The 17,449-nt window shown below is 52.6% G+C and carries 19 protein-coding genes and 1 other annotated feature; of the genes, 12 read left to right on the top strand and 7 right to left on the bottom strand.

The window, feature by feature from the left end:
- The first annotated feature begins 194 nt into the window (after window positions 1–194).
- The 6 genes from rpsP (at window position 195) to KO1_RS24845 (ending at window position 4,192) form a co-directional block, all read left to right on the top strand.
- Window positions 195–443, top strand: coding sequence for a 30S ribosomal protein S16 (gene rpsP, locus KO1_RS24820; RefSeq protein WP_004104640.1), 249 nt, complete (start codon window positions 195–197; stop codon window positions 441–443).
- An 18-nt stretch (window positions 444–461) separates the two neighbouring features.
- Window positions 462–1,010 (top strand): ribosome maturation factor RimM, encoded by a 549-nt coding sequence (gene rimM, locus KO1_RS24825; protein ID WP_004104638.1) that lies wholly within the window; start codon window positions 462–464, stop codon window positions 1,008–1,010.
- Between the two features lie 45 nt (window positions 1,011–1,055).
- On the top strand, window positions 1,056–1,823 hold the full coding sequence (gene trmD, locus KO1_RS24830; RefSeq protein WP_004104636.1) for a tRNA (guanosine(37)-N1)-methyltransferase TrmD: 768 nt from the start codon (window positions 1,056–1,058) through the stop codon (window positions 1,821–1,823).
- A gap of 39 nt (window positions 1,824–1,862) precedes the next feature.
- The gene (gene rplS, locus KO1_RS24835) at window positions 1,863–2,210 is read left to right on the top strand and encodes a 50S ribosomal protein L19 (RefSeq protein WP_004104634.1); all 348 of its coding nucleotides are present in this window, start codon (window positions 1,863–1,865) and stop codon (window positions 2,208–2,210) included.
- 120 nt (window positions 2,211–2,330) lie between these two features.
- On the top strand, window positions 2,331–2,768 hold the full coding sequence (locus KO1_RS24840) for a DUF2946 domain-containing protein (RefSeq protein ID WP_004104630.1): 438 nt from the start codon (window positions 2,331–2,333) through the stop codon (window positions 2,766–2,768).
- A gap of 53 nt (window positions 2,769–2,821) precedes the next feature.
- Window positions 2,822–4,192 (top strand): PepSY-associated TM helix domain-containing protein, encoded by a 1,371-nt coding sequence (locus tag KO1_RS24845; RefSeq protein ID WP_016808272.1) that lies wholly within the window; start codon window positions 2,822–2,824, stop codon window positions 4,190–4,192.
- A 4-nt stretch (window positions 4,193–4,196) separates the two neighbouring features.
- Here the strand turns inward: KO1_RS24845 and KO1_RS24850 are convergent, their stop codons facing one another.
- From KO1_RS24850 to yfiR, 3 genes are read right to left on the bottom strand one after another with little or no spacing between them, the layout of a single operon-like run.
- Complete coding sequence (locus KO1_RS24850; protein ID WP_004104626.1) at window positions 4,197–4,679, bottom strand: OmpA family protein; 483 nt, start codon at window positions 4,677–4,679, stop codon at window positions 4,197–4,199.
- Window positions 4,680–4,690: 11 nt separating this feature from the next.
- The gene (gene dgcN / locus KO1_RS24855) at window positions 4,691–5,914 is read right to left on the bottom strand and encodes a diguanylate cyclase DgcN/YfiN (protein ID WP_023321443.1); all 1,224 of its coding nucleotides are present in this window, start codon (window positions 5,912–5,914) and stop codon (window positions 4,691–4,693) included.
- Window positions 5,907–6,416: a regulatory sequestration protein YfiR gene (gene yfiR / locus KO1_RS27740; RefSeq protein ID WP_004104622.1), complete on the bottom strand. Its 510-nt coding sequence runs from the start codon at window positions 6,414–6,416 to the stop codon at window positions 5,907–5,909. Before yfiR ends, dgcN begins: the two co-directional genes overlap by 8 nt.
- A gap of 344 nt (window positions 6,417–6,760) precedes the next feature.
- Here yfiR and aroF point away from each other — a divergent pair, with 344 nt between their 5' ends.
- The 3 genes from aroF (at window position 6,761) to KO1_RS24870 (ending at window position 9,903) form a co-directional block, all read left to right on the top strand.
- Window positions 6,761–7,831: a 3-deoxy-7-phosphoheptulonate synthase AroF gene (gene aroF / locus KO1_RS24860; RefSeq protein WP_004104620.1), complete on the top strand. Its 1,071-nt coding sequence runs from the start codon at window positions 6,761–6,763 to the stop codon at window positions 7,829–7,831.
- A gap of 9 nt (window positions 7,832–7,840) precedes the next feature.
- Window positions 7,841–8,962: a bifunctional chorismate mutase/prephenate dehydrogenase gene (gene tyrA / locus KO1_RS24865; protein ID WP_004104619.1), complete on the top strand. Its 1,122-nt coding sequence runs from the start codon at window positions 7,841–7,843 to the stop codon at window positions 8,960–8,962.
- Between the two features lie 68 nt (window positions 8,963–9,030).
- On the top strand, window positions 9,031–9,903 hold the full coding sequence (locus KO1_RS24870; RefSeq protein ID WP_024274571.1) for an SMP-30/gluconolactonase/LRE family protein: 873 nt from the start codon (window positions 9,031–9,033) through the stop codon (window positions 9,901–9,903).
- Here the strand turns inward: KO1_RS24870 and pheA are convergent.
- The 4 genes from pheA to bamD all read right to left on the bottom strand — a co-directional run bounded on the left by pheA (window position 9,900) and on the right by bamD (window position 12,666).
- Window positions 9,900–11,060 (bottom strand): bifunctional chorismate mutase/prephenate dehydratase, encoded by a 1,161-nt coding sequence (gene pheA / locus KO1_RS24875; protein ID WP_004104617.1) that lies wholly within the window; start codon window positions 11,058–11,060, stop codon window positions 9,900–9,902. The two genes, KO1_RS24870 and pheA, sit on opposite strands and share 4 nt — an antisense overlap.
- Window positions 11,061–11,090: 30 nt before the next feature.
- Window positions 11,091–11,215, bottom strand: a sequence feature (Phe leader region).
- Window positions 11,167–11,214, bottom strand: a complete 48-nt coding sequence (pheL, locus tag KO1_RS28365; protein WP_101706155.1) for a pheA operon leader peptide PheL — start codon at window positions 11,212–11,214, stop codon at window positions 11,167–11,169. It overlaps the preceding feature by 48 nt.
- A 106-nt stretch (window positions 11,216–11,321) precedes the next feature.
- Entirely contained in the window at window positions 11,322–11,657 is a 336-nt protein-coding gene (raiA, locus tag KO1_RS24880) for a ribosome-associated translation inhibitor RaiA (RefSeq protein ID WP_004104616.1), read from the bottom strand.
- Window positions 11,658–11,928: 271 nt separating this feature from the next.
- On the bottom strand, window positions 11,929–12,666 hold the full coding sequence (bamD, locus tag KO1_RS24885) for an outer membrane protein assembly factor BamD (RefSeq protein WP_004104615.1): 738 nt from the start codon (window positions 12,664–12,666) through the stop codon (window positions 11,929–11,931).
- Between the two features lie 132 nt (window positions 12,667–12,798).
- Between bamD and rluD the strand changes: the two genes are divergently transcribed.
- The 3 genes from rluD to clpB all read left to right on the top strand — a co-directional run bounded on the left by rluD (window position 12,799) and on the right by clpB (window position 17,208).
- Window positions 12,799–13,779, top strand: a complete 981-nt coding sequence (gene rluD, locus KO1_RS24890; RefSeq protein ID WP_004104614.1) for a 23S rRNA pseudouridine(1911/1915/1917) synthase RluD — start codon at window positions 12,799–12,801, stop codon at window positions 13,777–13,779.
- Entirely contained in the window at window positions 13,776–14,507 is a 732-nt protein-coding gene (gene yfiH, locus KO1_RS24895) for a purine nucleoside phosphorylase YfiH (protein WP_004104612.1), read from the top strand. Before rluD ends, yfiH begins: the two co-directional genes overlap by 4 nt.
- A 127-nt stretch (window positions 14,508–14,634) precedes the next feature.
- Window positions 14,635–17,208 (top strand): ATP-dependent chaperone ClpB, encoded by a 2,574-nt coding sequence (gene clpB, locus KO1_RS24900; RefSeq protein ID WP_004104610.1) that lies wholly within the window; start codon window positions 14,635–14,637, stop codon window positions 17,206–17,208.
- Window positions 17,209–17,449: the final 241 nt, after the last annotated feature.

Raw genomic sequence — 17,449 nt, forward strand, 5'->3', positions numbered from 1 at the left:
CATTGTTGGCGCGCTCTGGCTATGAATTACTCGCAGGTACCCAATTTAGGGTATCTGCGGTGCCCTTCCACAGCAGAGTTTATAACTGCTGATTGCAATTTCCCCAGAAATCAGTAAAATTTTCGGGCTTTTAATATGACACCGGGCTCCGTTCCTCGATGGGGCCCGGTGTTTTATTCACACAAGAGGATGTTATGGTTACTATTCGTTTAGCACGTCACGGCGCGAAAAAGCGTCCGTTCTACCAGGTTGTTGTTACCGACAGCCGTAATGCACGCAACGGTCGCTTCATCGAGCGCGTTGGTTTCTTCAACCCGATCGCTTCTGCGACCGAAGAAGGAACTCGTCTGGATCTGGATCGTATCGCTCACTGGGTTGGCCAGGGCGCGACTGTTTCCGATCGCGTAGCTGCGCTGATCAAAGCCGCTAACAAAGCAGCTTAATCTGTCACGGTGGTCATGATGAGCAAGCAACACACCGCACAAGCACCTGTTGATCCGATTGTATTGGGCAAAATGGGTTCTTCCTACGGTATCCGTGGTTGGCTCAGAGTGTTTTCCTCCACCGAAGACGCCGAAAGCATTTTTGACTATCAGCCCTGGTTTATCCAGAAGGCGGGTCAGTGGCAGGTTGTTGAGCTGGAAAGCTGGCGCCACCACAATCAGGATATCGTCATTAAGCTGAAAGGCATTGACGATCGCGATGCAGCGAATCTATTGACTAATTGCGAAATTGTTGTGGATTCATCGCAGCTGCCTGCGCTTGAAGAGGGTGACTATTACTGGAAAGACCTGATGGGCTGCCAGGTAGTGACCACTGAAGGCTATAGCCTCGGTAAAGTCATCGACATGATGGAAACCGGGTCTAATGACGTTCTCGTCATCAAGGCAAACCTGAAAGATGCATTTGGTATCAAGGAGCGGCTGGTTCCGTTCCTCGATGGGCAGGTTATCAAGAAAGTCGATCTCGCTACTCGTACTATCGAAGTAGATTGGGATCCTGGTTTTTAAATTCTCCGAATAAACGGTAAAAAACGGCACTATGGGGATTGGCTTGTGTTTATAGGTATCGTTAGCCTGTTTCCAGAAATGTTCCGCGCAATTACCGATTACGGGGTAACTGGCCGGGCAGTAAAAAATGGCCTGCTGAGCATCCAGAGCTGGAGTCCTCGAGATTTCGCTCATGACCGGCACCGTACCGTGGACGATCGTCCTTACGGCGGCGGACCGGGGATGCTAATGATGGTGCAACCTTTGCGGGATGCGATTCATGCAGCAAAAGCCGCGGCAGGTGAAGGCGCAAAGGTGATTTATCTTTCACCTCAGGGGCGCAAGCTTGATCAAGCTGGCGTCAGCGAACTGGCAACAAATCAGAAGCTGATTTTGGTGTGCGGTCGCTACGAAGGCGTAGATGAGCGCGTAATTCAGACCGAAATTGATGAAGAATGGTCAATCGGCGATTACGTTCTCAGCGGTGGTGAGCTACCGGCAATGACGCTGATTGATTCCGTTTCCCGGTTTATTCCGGGGGTTCTGGGTCATGAAGCTTCGGCAATCGAAGATTCGTTTGCTGAAGGATTGCTGGATTGCCCGCACTATACGCGCCCTGAAGTGTTAGAAGGTATGGAAGTACCGCCGGTATTGCTGTCGGGAAACCATGCGGAGATACGTCGCTGGCGTCTGAAGCAGTCGCTGGGCCGAACCTGGCTTAGAAGACCTGAACTTTTGGAAAACCTGGCTCTGACTGAAGAGCAAGCAAGGTTGCTGGCGGAGTTCAAAAAGGAACTCGCGCAACAGCAACATAAACATGATGGGATGGCGTAAGCCCCCAATATCAGTTTACCCAGGATAAGAGATTAAATTATGAGCAACATTATTAAGCAACTTGAACAAGAACAGATGAAGCAGGACGTACCTTCCTTCCGTCCGGGTGATACCGTGGAAGTGAAAGTATGGGTTGTTGAAGGTTCCAAAAAACGTCTGCAGGCATTCGAGGGCGTGGTTATCGCTATTCGTAACCGCGGTCTGCACTCTGCATTCACTGTTCGCAAAATTTCCAACGGCGAAGGCGTTGAGCGTGTCTTCCAGACTCACTCTCCGGTAGTTGACAGCATTTCTGTCAAACGTCGTGGTGCTGTACGTAAAGCTAAACTGTACTACCTGCGTGAGCGTACCGGTAAGTCTGCTCGTATCAAAGAGCGTCTTAACTAAGATTCGCTTTCGCGACATCCTGAATGAGAGGGCTGGCCTGATGGGCCAGCCCTTTTTTTATCTTCATTTTAACTATTTCATTGAGAATCATTTACAATATGGCCCTCATTCGGAGGGACCGTGGTCAGCACTATTTTTCATCACCCGGCATCACAACGGCACGCCGCGTGGCTGGCGCTGTTTGCGATCCTGCTGATCGTGGTGGCGCCGCTGATCTCTGTCGCGCTGCAAAAAGATCCGATGAGCGGTATGCACCATTTAACGATGGAAATGACGCAAGAGATGCCATCACATCAGATGCCCATGATGCATACTGACGCCTCGATTGCGGAACACGCGCACAGCATGCCGGTCGATCATGCTGAAGCCTGCGGCTACTGCGTACTATTAGCCCACGTGCCAGGGATGATTTTTGCGCTGGTACTGCTGATCAGCCTGGTGCTTCGACGCTATAGCGCACCGGTTTTCCGTCCGGAACGGAAACACTGGCACTACTTTCCCTGGCTTTACCCTCATACCCGCGCTCCGCCGCAACAGTCTGCTTGCTTCCTTAACTAAAAAATCATGTGCGCACTGCGCAACGTTCTCTTTTGCTCTCAAAAAGGAAAAGTATGACTACCTGCACCTCGCGCGCGGCATGGCTGAACCTGCTGCGTCGTCTTCATTTCTATATCGGACTGTTTATCGGACCGTTTATCTTCGTGGCGGCTCTAACCGGTACGCTCTATGTCGCCACCCCGCAGCTGGAAAGCTGGCTCTATAAAGAGACTCTGGAGGGGACGCTCAGCGGCGAAAAGCAGCCGCTGAGCGCGCAAATTACCGTAGCAATGGAGGCGGTCCAGGGAAACCTCCGTTTGCACGCGGTTCGACCGGGGATTATGGCTGGCGATACTACCCGAGTGATGTTTATTGATCCAAATCTTGGCGAGTCTGAAACTCGGGCAATTTTTGTCGATCCGGTGACGTTACGCGTGACAGGTGATATGCCGGTTTACGGCACCAGCGGTATTTTGCCGCTGCGGCAGTGGATTGATTATGCCCATCGCTCTTTGCTGCTGGGTAACTTAGGCCGACTGTACAGCGAGCTGGCAGCCTCCTGGATGTGGGTTGCCGCTCTTGGCGGGATCGCGCTGTGGTCGATGACCCGACCGCGTCGTCGTATAAATAATAGAGTGCAGAATAACCGTCGCCTGCATGTTTCTCTCGGCTGGGCGCTGTTAATCGGTATGCTGTTATTCTCTGCGACCGGTTTGACCTGGTCACAATGGGCGGGCAGTAACGTCGACAAGATGCGCGCCGCCTTTGGCTGGTTGACGCCGCAGGTGAACGCGCAGCTGGAAAGAACCACTCCGGCAATACAGGATCCACATGCGGAACATCATATGAGACACGGGGCGATGGAGAAGACGAACGTCCCACTTCGCGTAGAGGATTTTGACGAGGTCCTGCAGGCTGCTCGCAAGTCCGGGCTGGAAGCAGGCAAGCTGGAGATTCGTCCTCCGTCGGCCTCCGGACGGGCGTGGACGGTAAATGAAATTGACAGAAGCTGGCCGACACAGGTTGATGCGGTAGCGATCGATGGTTCAAATATGCAGGTCGTGGACCGCACTCATTTTTCCGACTTTCCGCTGATGGCTAAACTAACCCGCTGGGGCGTGGATTTCCATATGGGAATTTTGTTCGGGCTTGCCAATCAGCTACTGCTTATCGTATTCGGGATTGCACTCTGCGTGATGATCGTGGTGGGGTACCGTTTGTGGTGGATACGCCGTCCCGCGAGTTCGGCCTTTAACCCGGCTAATACGCTGCTCCACGCGTGGCTGGGCTTAGCATGGCCTGCTCGTCTGTCGATCGGCGTTATCACAGTGATGTTGGGGCTGGCGCTGCCGCTAATGGGGATTAGCCTCGCGCTGTGTCTCGCCGTTGATTATCTGCGCTGGCGCGCAGCAACGGCGATGACAGAGGCTAAGTCAGTCGAATAGGTGCTTAAGGCGTGCTGATAACCACCGTGACGCGGCGGTTTTCAGCGCGTCCTTGTGCGGTAGCGTTGCTGGCTATCGGATACTTTTTCCCGAGCCCGCGAGTGGTCAAATTGGTGCGCGGAATATTTGCCCCTTCGGCCCAGGCATCCGCAACGCTGTTCGCGCGTTTAAGCGATAACATTTCGTTGTAAGCGTCTTCGCCGTAATTATCAGTATGTCCTTCGAGACGACTATGGGTAATTCCGGTGGTGGCCAGACGCGAAGCCATAGTGCGAATTTGCTGTTTGCTATCGGCACGCAGGTGATAGTCGTTTTTGTCGAATAATATGGAGTCAGATATTCCTAATGACCAGTCGCCATTGGCTTCAGTAAAGCCGTATGACTTCATTGCTGCAATTTGTTCTGCAGAGAATTTTCCTTGCGGAGCCTGACAGCCGCTTAGAAAAAGTGCGGCCAGTAAAGCAGGAGCAAAATATTTCCCGATCATGGTGATTCCTTTTATTTTTGCGTTCGCTGTAAGCGCTGGTGTTTCATCCGATACATATTTTGGTCGGCAAGTTCTTGCAGATTTTCCGCGGAGGCATGTTCCCAGGTTAATGCGTAACCAATACTCAGCGACAGCCTGACGGTGTGGCCGTTGTGGAGATTAAACGGCGGGATAAACTGTTCCGACAATGCGCTGCAGAGTGCCTGAACTTCAGCCTCTGTATGAACATTGCGCAGCAGAACGGCAAATTCATCGCCGCCGAGACGCCACGCCTGGTGCTGTTTGCCGACAAAGGCCATCAGGCGGCTGGCGACCTCAATTAACACCTTGTCGCCGGCAGCATGGCCCCAGTTATCGTTAATGAGCTTGAAATTATCGCCGTCAAGAAACAGCAGCGCAGAACTACCATGGACGGTTTCGTCTTTCATCAACGCATTAATAACGTTGCGGAAAGCGGCTCTGTTAGCCAGGCCGGTCAACGGATCGTGCAAGGAGCTACGCAGAAGCTGGGCATTTTTAGCCTGAAGCTGCCGCTGCCAGTCCTCCATCTCGCCCAGCAGACTATTAAAGTCCTGGGCAAAGAGGTGAAACTCTTCAATACGCTCTTCGGGGACCCGACGAGAGAAATGGCGATTTTCGCGGATATCATGGACTACCTCGGTAATACTCTGCAGCGCAGCCACGATGCCGCGATGCAGCGAGTGGGTAAGCAGCAATGCAATGCATGAGGCGAGAAAAATGCTGCCGGTTAGCACAATAATTGAGATACCGAGGAAATAGCTTATCAGCCTGTCCAGCGCGGTCAGACGAAGTTCACCGATAACTTTTCCCTGGTGCAGGATAGGTTGTACCGTGGGTTCCGGGAATAGCCATTTGCTGATAACGTCGCTGACTTTATCCTGCCTGGCCAGGCCATCGTTATGCCATGAGGCAAAGGGCTTCTGCCGACCGTCGACCAGGATTGCCTGCGAAAACTGTCCCTGCTTGCCCAGCGTGGCCAGGGTATCTTCAGCCGCCGCGCTATCGCCAAAGACCAGCGCGGCTTCCAGACTACGGCCCATCGTGGCGGCGGTGAGCTCCAGATTTTTTTGTGCGTATTGCTTGAGTGTGAATATGGAAGCGGCGCAGAGCAATAGCCAGACCAGTGTCATAGAGATAACAACGCTTATCATGCTGATACGGCGTAGCGCTCTTTTAAATGTGGGGCGCGGGGCCTGAGAAAAATCCTTATTCATGTGATGTTTTCCGGGCAAGCATCAGCACATCGGGATTAACCCGAACGCCGCTGTGCGTCAGTACATCCAGATTTACGGAAAATCTGACTCTCTCATTGTTTATAAGCAGGCAAAATGCGCTGCCAATAGAGCAATCGGTGTTTTGTTCCGCAATAAGCAATAGGGGCCGGTTTCCATATTTAGCTGTAAATTCAGACTGCTGAGTCGGAGATTCACTGCCAAAATAAAAACCATCGCAGGTCGTCTGTAAGGCTTCTTCCGTATTACGAACAATCACGGGTTTATAAGGCAATAATTCCGGTGCTTCTTCGGCCAGGCTATGGATATAACGTGATGTCGAAAAAATACAAAGCTTTGGCGGGCCGGATAACTGCGGCCAGCGTGTATAGGTCACGATTCCCGAAACGATCGTCCGAACATTTTCAGACGGTTCGGAGGCAACAGCAGAGATACCCACGAGCGATAGTACTAAAGTCAAAAAGAGACGGTGAAGAACTGTCATTACGGATCCGTCAGGTTGTCATAGCGCGGGGGATGCAGATTGCTGAAACCCGGGCGAAGAATAGCATTATTGCTGAAAACCGTCATTAGCCAGCCCCGCCGCTTTAAGATAATTCTCACCAGGATTTTTCGTAAAAGAATGGAGTGAAAAGAGGGGAAGTGCTGAACCTGCATGCTTGTTGTAAATATAACTGTACAGTATGAAGTGAATCTGGCGCGATTTAATTTATAACTGTAAAGTAAAATTTACGGAATATGGATTGAAATCTTTACTTCATATGGTATCGTTACGTCATCCTCGCTGAGGCAATAACTATCGCAAACGAGCTATACAGGATCGCAATCATGCAAAAAGACGCGCTGAATAACGTACATATTACTGACGAACAGGTTTTGATCACGCCGGATCAGTTGAAAGCTGAATTCCCTCTGAGCGTTGAGCAGGAAGCGCAGATCGCGCAGTCTCGTCAGACCATCTCTGACATCATCGCCGGTCGCGATCCGCGCCTGTTGGTGGTATGTGGTCCTTGTTCGATTCACGATCCTGAAACCGCCATTGAGTACGCTCGTCGTTTTAAAGCCCTTGCCGAAGAGGTCAGCGATAGCCTCTATCTGGTCATGCGCGTCTATTTTGAGAAACCCCGCACCACCGTTGGCTGGAAAGGGCTGATTAACGATCCGCATATGGATGGTTCGTTTGATGTAGAAGGCGGCTTGAAGATTGCGCGTCGTCTGCTGGTTGAGCTGGTCAATATGGGGCTGCCGTTAGCGACGGAAGCGTTGGATCCTAACAGTCCTCAATACCTCGGCGATCTGTTTAGCTGGTCCGCCATCGGCGCGCGTACGACAGAATCTCAGACTCACCGCGAGATGGCCTCCGGGTTGTCGATGCCGGTCGGCTTTAAAAACGGCACCGATGGCAGCCTTGCAACGGCAATTAACGCCATGCGCGCTGCCGCAATGCCGCACCGCTTCGTCGGTATTAACCAGGCCGGTCAGGTGTGTCTGCTGCAAACGCAGGGCAATCCAAACGGACACGTCATTCTGCGTGGCGGTAAAGCGCCCAACTACGGCCCGGAAGATGTCGCGAAGTGCGAAAAAGAGATGACTCAGGCGGGACTGAAACCCTCTCTGATGGTAGATTGCAGCCATGGGAATTCTAATAAAGACTACCGCCGCCAGCCTGCGGTTGCTGAATCCGTCGTCGCGCAGATTAAAGATGGTAATCGTTCCATTATTGGTCTGATGATTGAGAGCAATATCCACGAAGGAAACCAGTCCTCTGAGCAGCCGCGTTGCGATATGAAATACGGTGTCTCCGTGACCGATGCCTGCATTAGTTGGGAAACCACCGATGCGTTGCTCCGCGAACTTGATAAGGATCTGCGAGGCCATCTGGCGGCTCGTCTGGCGTAAGAGGATTATATGGTTGCTGAACTGACCGCGTTACGCGATCAAATTGATGAAGTCGATAAAGCGCTGCTGGAACTGCTGGCTAAGCGCCTGGAGCTGGTTGCGGAAGTCGGAGAAGTTAAAAGCCAATACGGTCTGCCGATTTACGTCCCTGAACGTGAATCGGCGATGCTGGCCTCCCGCCGTGAGGAGGCTGAGGCGCTAGGGGTTCCGCCGGATCTTATCGAAGATGTTTTGCGTCGCGTCATGCGTGAGTCTTACTCCAGCGAGAACGATAAAGGTTTTAAAACGCTTTATCCGAATCTGCGTCCGGTGGTGATCGTCGGCGGCGGCGGGCAAATGGGGCGACTGTTTGAAAAAATGCTGACGCTTTCCGGATATCAGGTGCGTATCCTCGAGAAAGACGACTGGTCTCGGGCCGAGGAGATCGTCGCCGATGCCGGAATGGTCATCGTCAGCGTACCGATTCACACAACAGCGGCAACGATTGCTCAACTGCCGCCGCTGCCGGCGGACTGCATTCTGGTCGACCTGGCCTCGGTGAAAGCGGAACCGCTACAGGCGATGCTGGCCGCGCATAACGGACCGGTATTGGGATTACACCCCATGTTTGGGCCTGACAGCGGCAGCCTGGCGAAGCAGGTCGTGGTGTATTGCGATGGCCGCCAGCCTGAGGCGTACCAGTGGTTCCTGGAACAAATCCAGGTCTGGGGCGCGCGGCTCCATCGTATTAGCGCCGTCGAACACGATCAGAACATGGCCTTTATTCAGGCGTTGCGCCACTTTGCCACCTTCGCTTATGGCCTGCACCTGGCCGAAGAGAACGTGCGACTTGAGCAACTTCTGGCGCTGTCGTCACCGATTTATCGCCTTGAACTGGCGATGGTTGGCCGGCTGTTCGCCCAGGATCCGCAGCTCTACGCAGATATTATTATGTCCTCAGAAAACAACCTGGCGCTGATTAAGCGCTACTACCAGCGCTTCGGTGAAGCTATCGGCCTGCTGGAACAAGGGGATAAACAGGCATTCATTGACAGCTTCCGTAAGGTCGAGCACTGGTTCGGTGATTATGCCCAGCGCTTCCAGAGCGAAAGCCGGACGTTGCTGCGTCAGGCAAATGATAATCGGCAGTAAGTGTTAAAAGACGTATACAATAAAGCCAGAGGGGTGACCCGCTGGCTTTTTTTATAGGGATGAAAACGATGGCTGAACCACAACCGCTGTTTGATTACACCGGGCATTTACCGGAATGTCCGACCTGGAGCGAAGCCGAACAGGCATTGTACTGGGCCGATATTATGGAGTGCGAAATTCATCGCTACGACGTGCAGACGGGCGATCATCAGGTACTGCAGTTTCCCGAAGAGCCCGGCTGTTTTGCACTACGCGAAAAGGGCGGTTTTATCGTCGCTTTACGTAGCGGTATCTGGCTCACCGATGTTCATGGATTACTGCAGCGAAAAGTCTGCGATAACCCCAGTAATCCGCAATTAGCCCGTTTTAACGATGGCGGAACCGATCGCGATGGCCGCTTTTATGCCGGGACTTTCTGGGGACCGGGAGATTTTAACGGCGCGCTCTTGATGCGCGTTGATAACGATCTCTCTCCGCAGGTTATCCAGTGCGACATTCATGGCGCCAACGGTCTGGCATTTAGTGAAGACAAGCGGTGGATGTATACCTCGGATACGCCCAATGCCGTTATCTATCGTACACCGCTGGATGAGCAGGGCGAGGTGGGTAAACGCGAGGTCTTTCGTCGCTTTCAGCCCGGTGAGGGCATTCCTGATGGCGCGGCCATCGATACTGAAGGTTGCTACTGGAGCGCGATGTTTGACGGTTGGCGTATTGCGCGCTTTTCTCCGACGGGCGAGCAACTGGAGGAGTACCGTCTACCGGTGCGTTGCCCGACGATGGTGTGCTTTGGCGGAGCGGATATGAAAACGCTCTATATCACGACCACGCGGGAGAATATGGATGCTGAAGAGCGGGCGAAATATCCGCTTTCCGGCGCGATCTTCACCCTGCCGGTGACCGTGGCAGGGATGAAGAAGTTGCCGTTTACAGAACGTTAAACCGGATCGACCGGCACCACGTTTTCGCTGGCATAACATCCCAGTACTTTCATTGAACGGGTTATCTCGGCCAGCTCTTTTAATGCCTTACGCATTGGCATTGACTCCAGGTTGGCCTGGATATCCAGATAAAACATCTCTTCCCACGGATTGCCATGAATAGGACGCGATTCCAGCTTGGTCATAATCAGGTTATGGTTTCTCAGCACCAGTAGCGCTTCTACCAGGGCCCCGGCTTGCTGGCCGGTAGCCATCAACAGAGTGGTTTTCGCCGGCACCTGATCGGAGACCTCCACCGCTTTACGCGCCAGAACGAGGAAGCGGGTGATGTTTTGCGTCTGGTTAGCCTGGCAATGTTCCAGTACCTGCAAACCGTGCAGCGCTCCGCCTGCTTCGCTGCCCAGAGCGGCAACGGTTGGCGATTTTGCCTGAGCGACCTTTTCCATCGCCGAAGACGTGCTATCGGTATATTCAATGTTCCAGTGCGGATAGCGGCTTAGATACTGGCTGCACTGCTGGAACGGCTGCGGATGGCTGTAGACCGTCGTAATCTGTTGCGCATCGGTGGATGTTGAAACCAGCACGCAGTGATCGATAGGCAGCGTCAGCTCGCCAACGATAGATAGGCTGGTGTGCTGCAGAAGGTCATAAACATCATTGATGCCGCCAGAACTGGTATTTTCAATAGGGACGACGGCGTAATCAGCCTGACCGGTTTCCACTTGCTCAAAGATATCCGCGAATTTAGCGCAGCCGCTTTCGATAAACTGTTCAAAGTGGCGGGCGGCATACTGACGAGCCGCAAGATGCGAGTATGAACCTTTGGGCCCGAGAAACGCGACTCGTGCAGAGTGCGGATTAATTTTATTCAGATGCTGCTGGAGCAGCGTTTGCTGGGTAAGGACCGAGTCTTCAATAATGAGTTGAAACAGGCGTGTGATGTAGTGGGCATCAAGATGGTGTTTTTTTCCCAGCGTCATCAGGCGTTCAAGCAGATCGCGCTCGCGGTCGATATCCCGCACCGGCCGGTGCGATGCCAGCTTGGCTTTTCCAACCTCTACGGCCAGGCCGCGGCGTTCCGCCAGCAGCGCCAGCAGTTTTTCATCCAGAGCGCTGATCTTATCGCGTAGGGCCAGTAATGGGTTTTCCTCGGTCATATGTGTTGCCTTTCTTGTTATTGATTATCAATAAAAAAGGCCTCCCTTTTGGGAGGCCTTATTGTTCGTCTTCGCATTCTTTATCACACGACGAATTGCCTCCCATTCAGGGGAAGGTAAAAAAGAATGCGAAGAAGAACGGGATGAGTTTCACGATGAATTCCTTGAGTTAGTGGGGATTACAGTACCTGTACTGTTTTCACTCTGTCAATAAAAAACGCGCCCGAAGGCGCGTGGCATGACACAAGCTTAAGTTAAGGATTACTCTTCTTCTTCCACAAAGCCTGCCTCTTTCACCGATGTGGCGGCGCGGCGGGCTTCCCCTTTGTGTTGCACTTTATTTAGCTGCCGTTCCAGCTTGTTGATCAATTCGTTGATTGCGGCATACATGTCTTCGTGCCGTGCGCTGGCAACCAGGTGACCGTTCGGCGTATTGATGGTTGCGTCAGCGACAAAACCCTGCGGCTCCTTAGAGAGGATGATATGCGGGTTGATTAAGTGAGTTTGCCATTTATCCAGTTTGGCGAGACGGTCTGCGACGTGCTGGCGAATTGCCGGAGTAATTTCCATTTGTTTACTGGTAATGTTCATTGTCATAAATTTTACCTCTTGTCTTTCCCGTCTTGGTGAATTCAGCATACCTCGCCTAATGTCAAAAAGCGTGATTTAAATCACATTTTATTGTCACTTTTTGTCAACGAATCTGTTTTGTGAGAAAGGACAGGAACAGGCGAGATTTTACTTGTCGAATGGCAGAAAGAGAGCCATATTTGATGAGTTAACTCGGGGCTAAACCGCTTCAGCTAAACTATTTAACGAATAAAAAAACGGCAGCCCTTGGGCTGCCGTTTTGTTTAGCGACCGACTATCAGGTGTTCTTGCTGTTAGCCGCAATGATCTTCGCAACCTTGTCAGCCTGAGCGTTCATTTGCATCTGACGGTAGGCATTTTCCATCTTCGGTAGCGCATCACGGGTGGCCTGCGTATCCGGGTAATTACGCAGCATGCCATCGACGCGGTTAACCACTGCAACCCATGCGCCACGATCGGTATAGTAATCGACCACTGACAGCTCGTACTTCGCCAGGCGATCCTTCAGGAACACCATACGCTTGTAAGCATCGGTAGAGTACTGACTGTTAGGATAGCCACGGACCAGCCTGGAGAAGTCGTTAAAGGCATCACGCGCGTGTTGTGGGTCGCGATCGGAGCGATCGACGCCAAAGAAGCCCTGCAGCGCACTGTCATCCAACGCCATATTTGTCAGACCACGCATATAAATGACGTAATCAATGTTAGGATGCGTAGGGTTCAGGCGTACAAAGCGATCGATGGCTGCCTGAGCCAGCGGCAGGTCTGCGTTTTTGTAGTACGCATAAATCAGGTCCAACTGCACCTGTTGGGAATAAGGTCCAAAGGGATAACGGTTATCCAACGCTTCCAGTTGCGTTATTGCCTGTTTCCAGTTACCGTCCTGCAGCTTTTGCTGAGCGGTCGCGTAGATCTCATTCGGCGGATTATCGGGCACCTCCTCCTTTGAGCCAGAGCAACCCACCAAAGCCAGGCTCAGTGTGGCTGCTGCCACCAGGTATTTCATGCGCGTCATGACGTTTTGACTTCCTCAAAATGTTTATGCGGGAGAATCTCTGTTCCTGCTCCCGATTAAGACCAGCTACAATAGCACACTATATTAAACGGCAAAGCCGTAAAACCCAACGTTAAAACGAAGAAGCTGTATATGGCACAACGAGTACAACTCAACGCAACGGTGTCCGAAAATCAACTCGGACAACGCTTAGATCAGGCTTTGGCCGAATTGTTCCCGGATTATTCGCGTTCGCGCATAAAAGAATGGATCCTTGACCAGAGAGTGCTGGTAAACGGCAGCGTCAGCGACAAGCCGAAAGAGAAAGTTCTGGGAGGGGAGACGATTGCTATCGATGTTGAAATCGAAGAAGAAGTTCGTTTCCAGGCACAGGATATTCCGCTCAATATCGTTTATGAAGATGATGACATCCTCGTAATTAATAAACCGCGCGATTTAGTTGTGCATCCTGGCGCGGGCAACCCTGACGGTACTGTGCTGAATGCGCTGTTGCACTACTATCCGGCCATTGCTGACGTGCCGCGTGCGGGGATTGTGCACCGTCTTGATAAAGACACCACCGGTTTGATGGTGGTCGCGAAGACTATTCCGGCGCAAACCCGACTGGTGGAGTCCCTGCAGCTGCGCGAAATCACCCGCGAGTATGAGGCGGTGGCGATTGGTCATATGACGGCTGGCGGAACGGTTGAAGAACCGATTAGCCGCCACCCGACCAAGCGTACGCATATGGCGGTACATCCCATGGGAAAACCGGCGGTAACACACTACCGGATTATGGAGCATTTTCGCATCCATACTCGGCTGCGCCTGCGCCTGGAAACCGGCCGTACGCACCAGATTCGCGTACATATGGCGCACATTACTCACCCGCTGGTGGGCGATCAGGTCTACGGCGGTCGCCCGCGTCCGCCCAAAGGGGCATCCGAAGAGTTCATCGCTGCCCTGCGGAAGTTCGATCGTCAGGCGCTGCATGCCACCATGCTACGCTTATACCATCCGATCAGCGGAATTGAGATGGAATGGCATGCGCCAATTCCACAGGACATGGTGGATTTGATTGATGCCATGCGCGCGGATTTTGAAGCCCATAAAGACGATATCGACTGGCTATGACTAAACTGATTGTACCGCAATGGCCGATGCCGGAAGGCGTGGCTGCCTGTAGTTCTACGCGCGCTGGCGGGGTAAGTTTATCGCCATACGATTCACTTAATCTCGGCGCCCATTGTGGAGACAATCTACAGTACGTAGAAGAGAACCGTCGGCGTATGTTCGCCGCTGGCGGCCTGCCGTCATATCCGGTATGGCTGGAGCAGGTTCACGGTACGGCAGTTTTGCGACTCGATGGCGGGCCGTACGAGTCAAAGCGAGCGGATGCTTCGTACTGCAATGTGCCGGGGACGGTCTGCGCGGTGATGACCGCTGACTGCCTGCCGGTGCTTTTTTGTAACCGCGCGGGTACTGAAGTTGCGGCTGCGCATGCCGGTTGGCGAGGGCTGTGCGAAGGCGTACTGGAAGAAACCATCGCCTGTTTCGCCGATAAACCGGAAAATATCATGGCCTGGCTTGGGCCCGCCATTGGGCCGGATGCGTTTGAGGTCGGCCCGGAAGTGCGGGAAGCTTTTATGGCAAAAGATGCCCTGGCGGAACGTGCATTTCGTCCCGCGGGCGAAAAATATTTTGCTGATATTTATCAACTGGCTCGTCAGCGTCTGGCGGGCGTTGGCGTTGAGCAGATTTACGGCGGTGACCGCTGTACCCTCAGCGAAAAGGATGATTTTTTCTCTTATCGCCGCGACAAGATGACGGGTCGTATGGCAAGTTTCATCTGGCTGATATAACCTGCCGAACTAAGACGATCCAGAAGGCAAACTTATTTTTGCATAGTTCAGGTCTTTAACCTTGAATAATTGAGGGATGACCTCATTTAATCTCCAGTAGCAAATTTGACCTGTTATGGGAGGAGTTATGCGTCTGGATCGTCTTACCAATAAATTCCAGCTTGCTCTTGCCGATGCCCAGTCCCTTGCGCTTGGGCACGACAACCAATTCATCGAACCTCTTCATCTTATGAGCGCCTTGCTGAATCAGGAAGGGGGATCGGTACGTCCTTTATTAACTTCGGCTGGCATCAACGCCGGAGAGCTACGCACGAATATTGAACAGGCGCTAAGCCGTTTGCCGCAGGTGGAAGGTACCGGTGGTGATGTTCAACCGTCCCAGGACTTAGTGCGTATTCTGAACCTTTGCGACAAGCTGGCGCAAAAGAGAAAGGACAACTTTATTTCGTCAGAACTGTTCGTTCTGGCTGCGCTTGAATCACGCGGTACGCTGACCGACCTTTTAAAATCTGCCGGAGCAACAACCGCCAACGTGAGTCAGGCGATTGAACAAATGCGCGGAGGTGAAAGCGTGAACGATCAGGGTGCCGAAGATCAACGTCAGGCATTGAAAAAATTTACCGTCGATCTGACCGAGCGTGCCGAGCAGGGCAAGCTTGACCCGGTCATCGGTCGTGATGAAGAAATTCGTCGTACGATTCAGGTTCTGCAGCGTCGTACCAAAAATAACCCGGTGCTCATCGGTGAGCCTGGCGTAGGTAAAACGGCCATTGTTGAGGGGCTGGCGCAGCGGATCGTTAACGGCGAGGTGCCGGAAGGGCTGAAGGGCCGTCGAGTTCTGGCGCTGGATATGGGCGCGCTGGTGGCGGGTGCCAAATACCGCGGTGAGTTTGAAGAACGCTTAAAAGGCGTACTGAACGATCTCGCTAAGCAGGAAGGTAACGTTATCCTGTTTATCGATGAGCTGCACACGATGGTGGGGGCAGGTAAAGCAGACGGTGCAATGGATGCCGGCAACATGCTGAAACCGGCGCTGGCGCGCGGTGAACTGCACTGTGTGGGTGCCACAACGCTGGATGAATACCGGCAGTATATTGAGAAAGATGCCGCTCTGGAACGTCGTTTCCAGAAAGTATTCGTGGCGGAGCCGACTGTTGAGGATACCATTGCGATTTTGCGTGGTCTGAAAGAACGGTATGAACTGCACCATCACGTGCAGATCACCGACCCGGCGATTGTGGCGGCAGCCACGCTGTCCCATCGTTATATTGCCGATCGACAGCTGCCGGATAAAGCCATCGACCTGATCGATGAAGCCGCTTCCAGCATTCGGATGCAGATTGACTCAAAACCGGAAGAGCTGGACCGGCTCGACCGCCGTATCATCCAGCTCAAGCTGGAGCAGCAGGCGCTGAAGAAAGAGTCTGATGACGCCAGCATTAAGCGACTGGATATGCTAAATGAGGAACTGGCGGATAAAGAACGTCAGTACTCAGAATTAGAGGAAGAGTGGAAGGCTGAAAAAGCCTCGCTTTCCGGCACTCAGACCATTAAGGCTGAACTGGAACAGGCTAAAATCGCCATTGAGCAGGCGCGTCGCGTCGGCGATCTGGCGCGAATGTCCGAGCTCCAGTATGGCAAGATCCCTGAGCTGGAAAAACAGCTGGCGGCGGCAACGCAGTCTGAAGGCAAAACGATGCGTCTGCTGCGTAACAAAGTAACGGATGCCGAAATCGCGGAAGTGCTGGCTCGCTGGACGGGTATTCCGGTGGCCAGAATGCTTGAAGGTGAACGTGAGAAACTGCTGCGTATGGAGCAGGATTTGCATAGCCGCGTTATTGGTCAGAACGAAGCGGTGGAAGCAGTATCTAACGCGATTCGCCGTAGCCGTGCTGGTTTATCCGATCCTAACAGGCCGATTGGCTCGTTCCTGTTCCTTGGGCCTACCGGGGTGGGTAAAACAGAACTCTGTAAAGCTCTGGCCAACTTTATGTTCGATAGCGACGATGCAATGGTACGTATCGACATGTCAGAGTTTATGGAGAAACATTCCGTTTCACGTCTGGTTGGGGCGCCTCCGGGATACGTGGGCTATGAAGAAGGCGGCTATCTGACCGAGGCGGTCCGTCGTCGTCCTTATTCTGTCATCCTGCTGGATGAAGTGGAAAAAGCGCACCCGGATGTCTTTAACATTCTGCTGCAGGTGCTGGATGATGGACGTTTGACCGATGGGCAGGGGAGAACGGTCGACTTCCGTAATACGGTGGTCATCATGACTTCTAACCTTGGCTCCGACCTTATTCAGGAACGCTTTGGGGCACTGGATTATGGCCATATGAAGGAGATGGTGCTGGGCGTGGTTAGTCAAAGCTTCCGTCCAGAGTTTATCAACCGTATTGACGAAGTGGTTGTCTTCCATCCGCTGGGTGAAAAACATATTGCTTCTATCGCGCAGATTCAGCTGCAGCGGTTGTATAAACGACTTGAGGAACGCGGCTACGAAGTCCACATGTCTGATGAAGCGCTGAAATTGCTGAGCGAAAATGGATACGATCCTGTTTATGGCGCACGTCCTCTGAAACGTGCTATCCAGCAACAGATCGAAAACCCGCTGGCGCAGCAGATCCTCTCCGGTGAATTGATACCGGGTAAAGCAGTGCAACTGGTTGTGAAAGATGACCGGATAGTGGCAGTGCAGTAAATCACAAAACAGCAAAAACGGGCCCCTGGGGCTCGTTTTTGTTTAAAAACCAGGCAATAATCTCTTTCCTGCTGGCGATTTGGCTGAAAATTAAGCGGGTGAGTTTTTTTTTGAAAATACCGCTTGTCACTTTGAAATTACGCCCTATAATGCGCCTCCACTGACACGGAATAACGGCTTACAGCCCGCCGGGTCAGCGGGATTCAGCGATGAATACCGGCAGAGAAAAGCGAAATTAAAC

The organism is Klebsiella oxytoca NBRC 105695, assembly GCF_001598695.1.
Classification (GTDB): Bacteria; Pseudomonadota; Gammaproteobacteria; order Enterobacterales; family Enterobacteriaceae; genus Klebsiella; species Klebsiella oxytoca.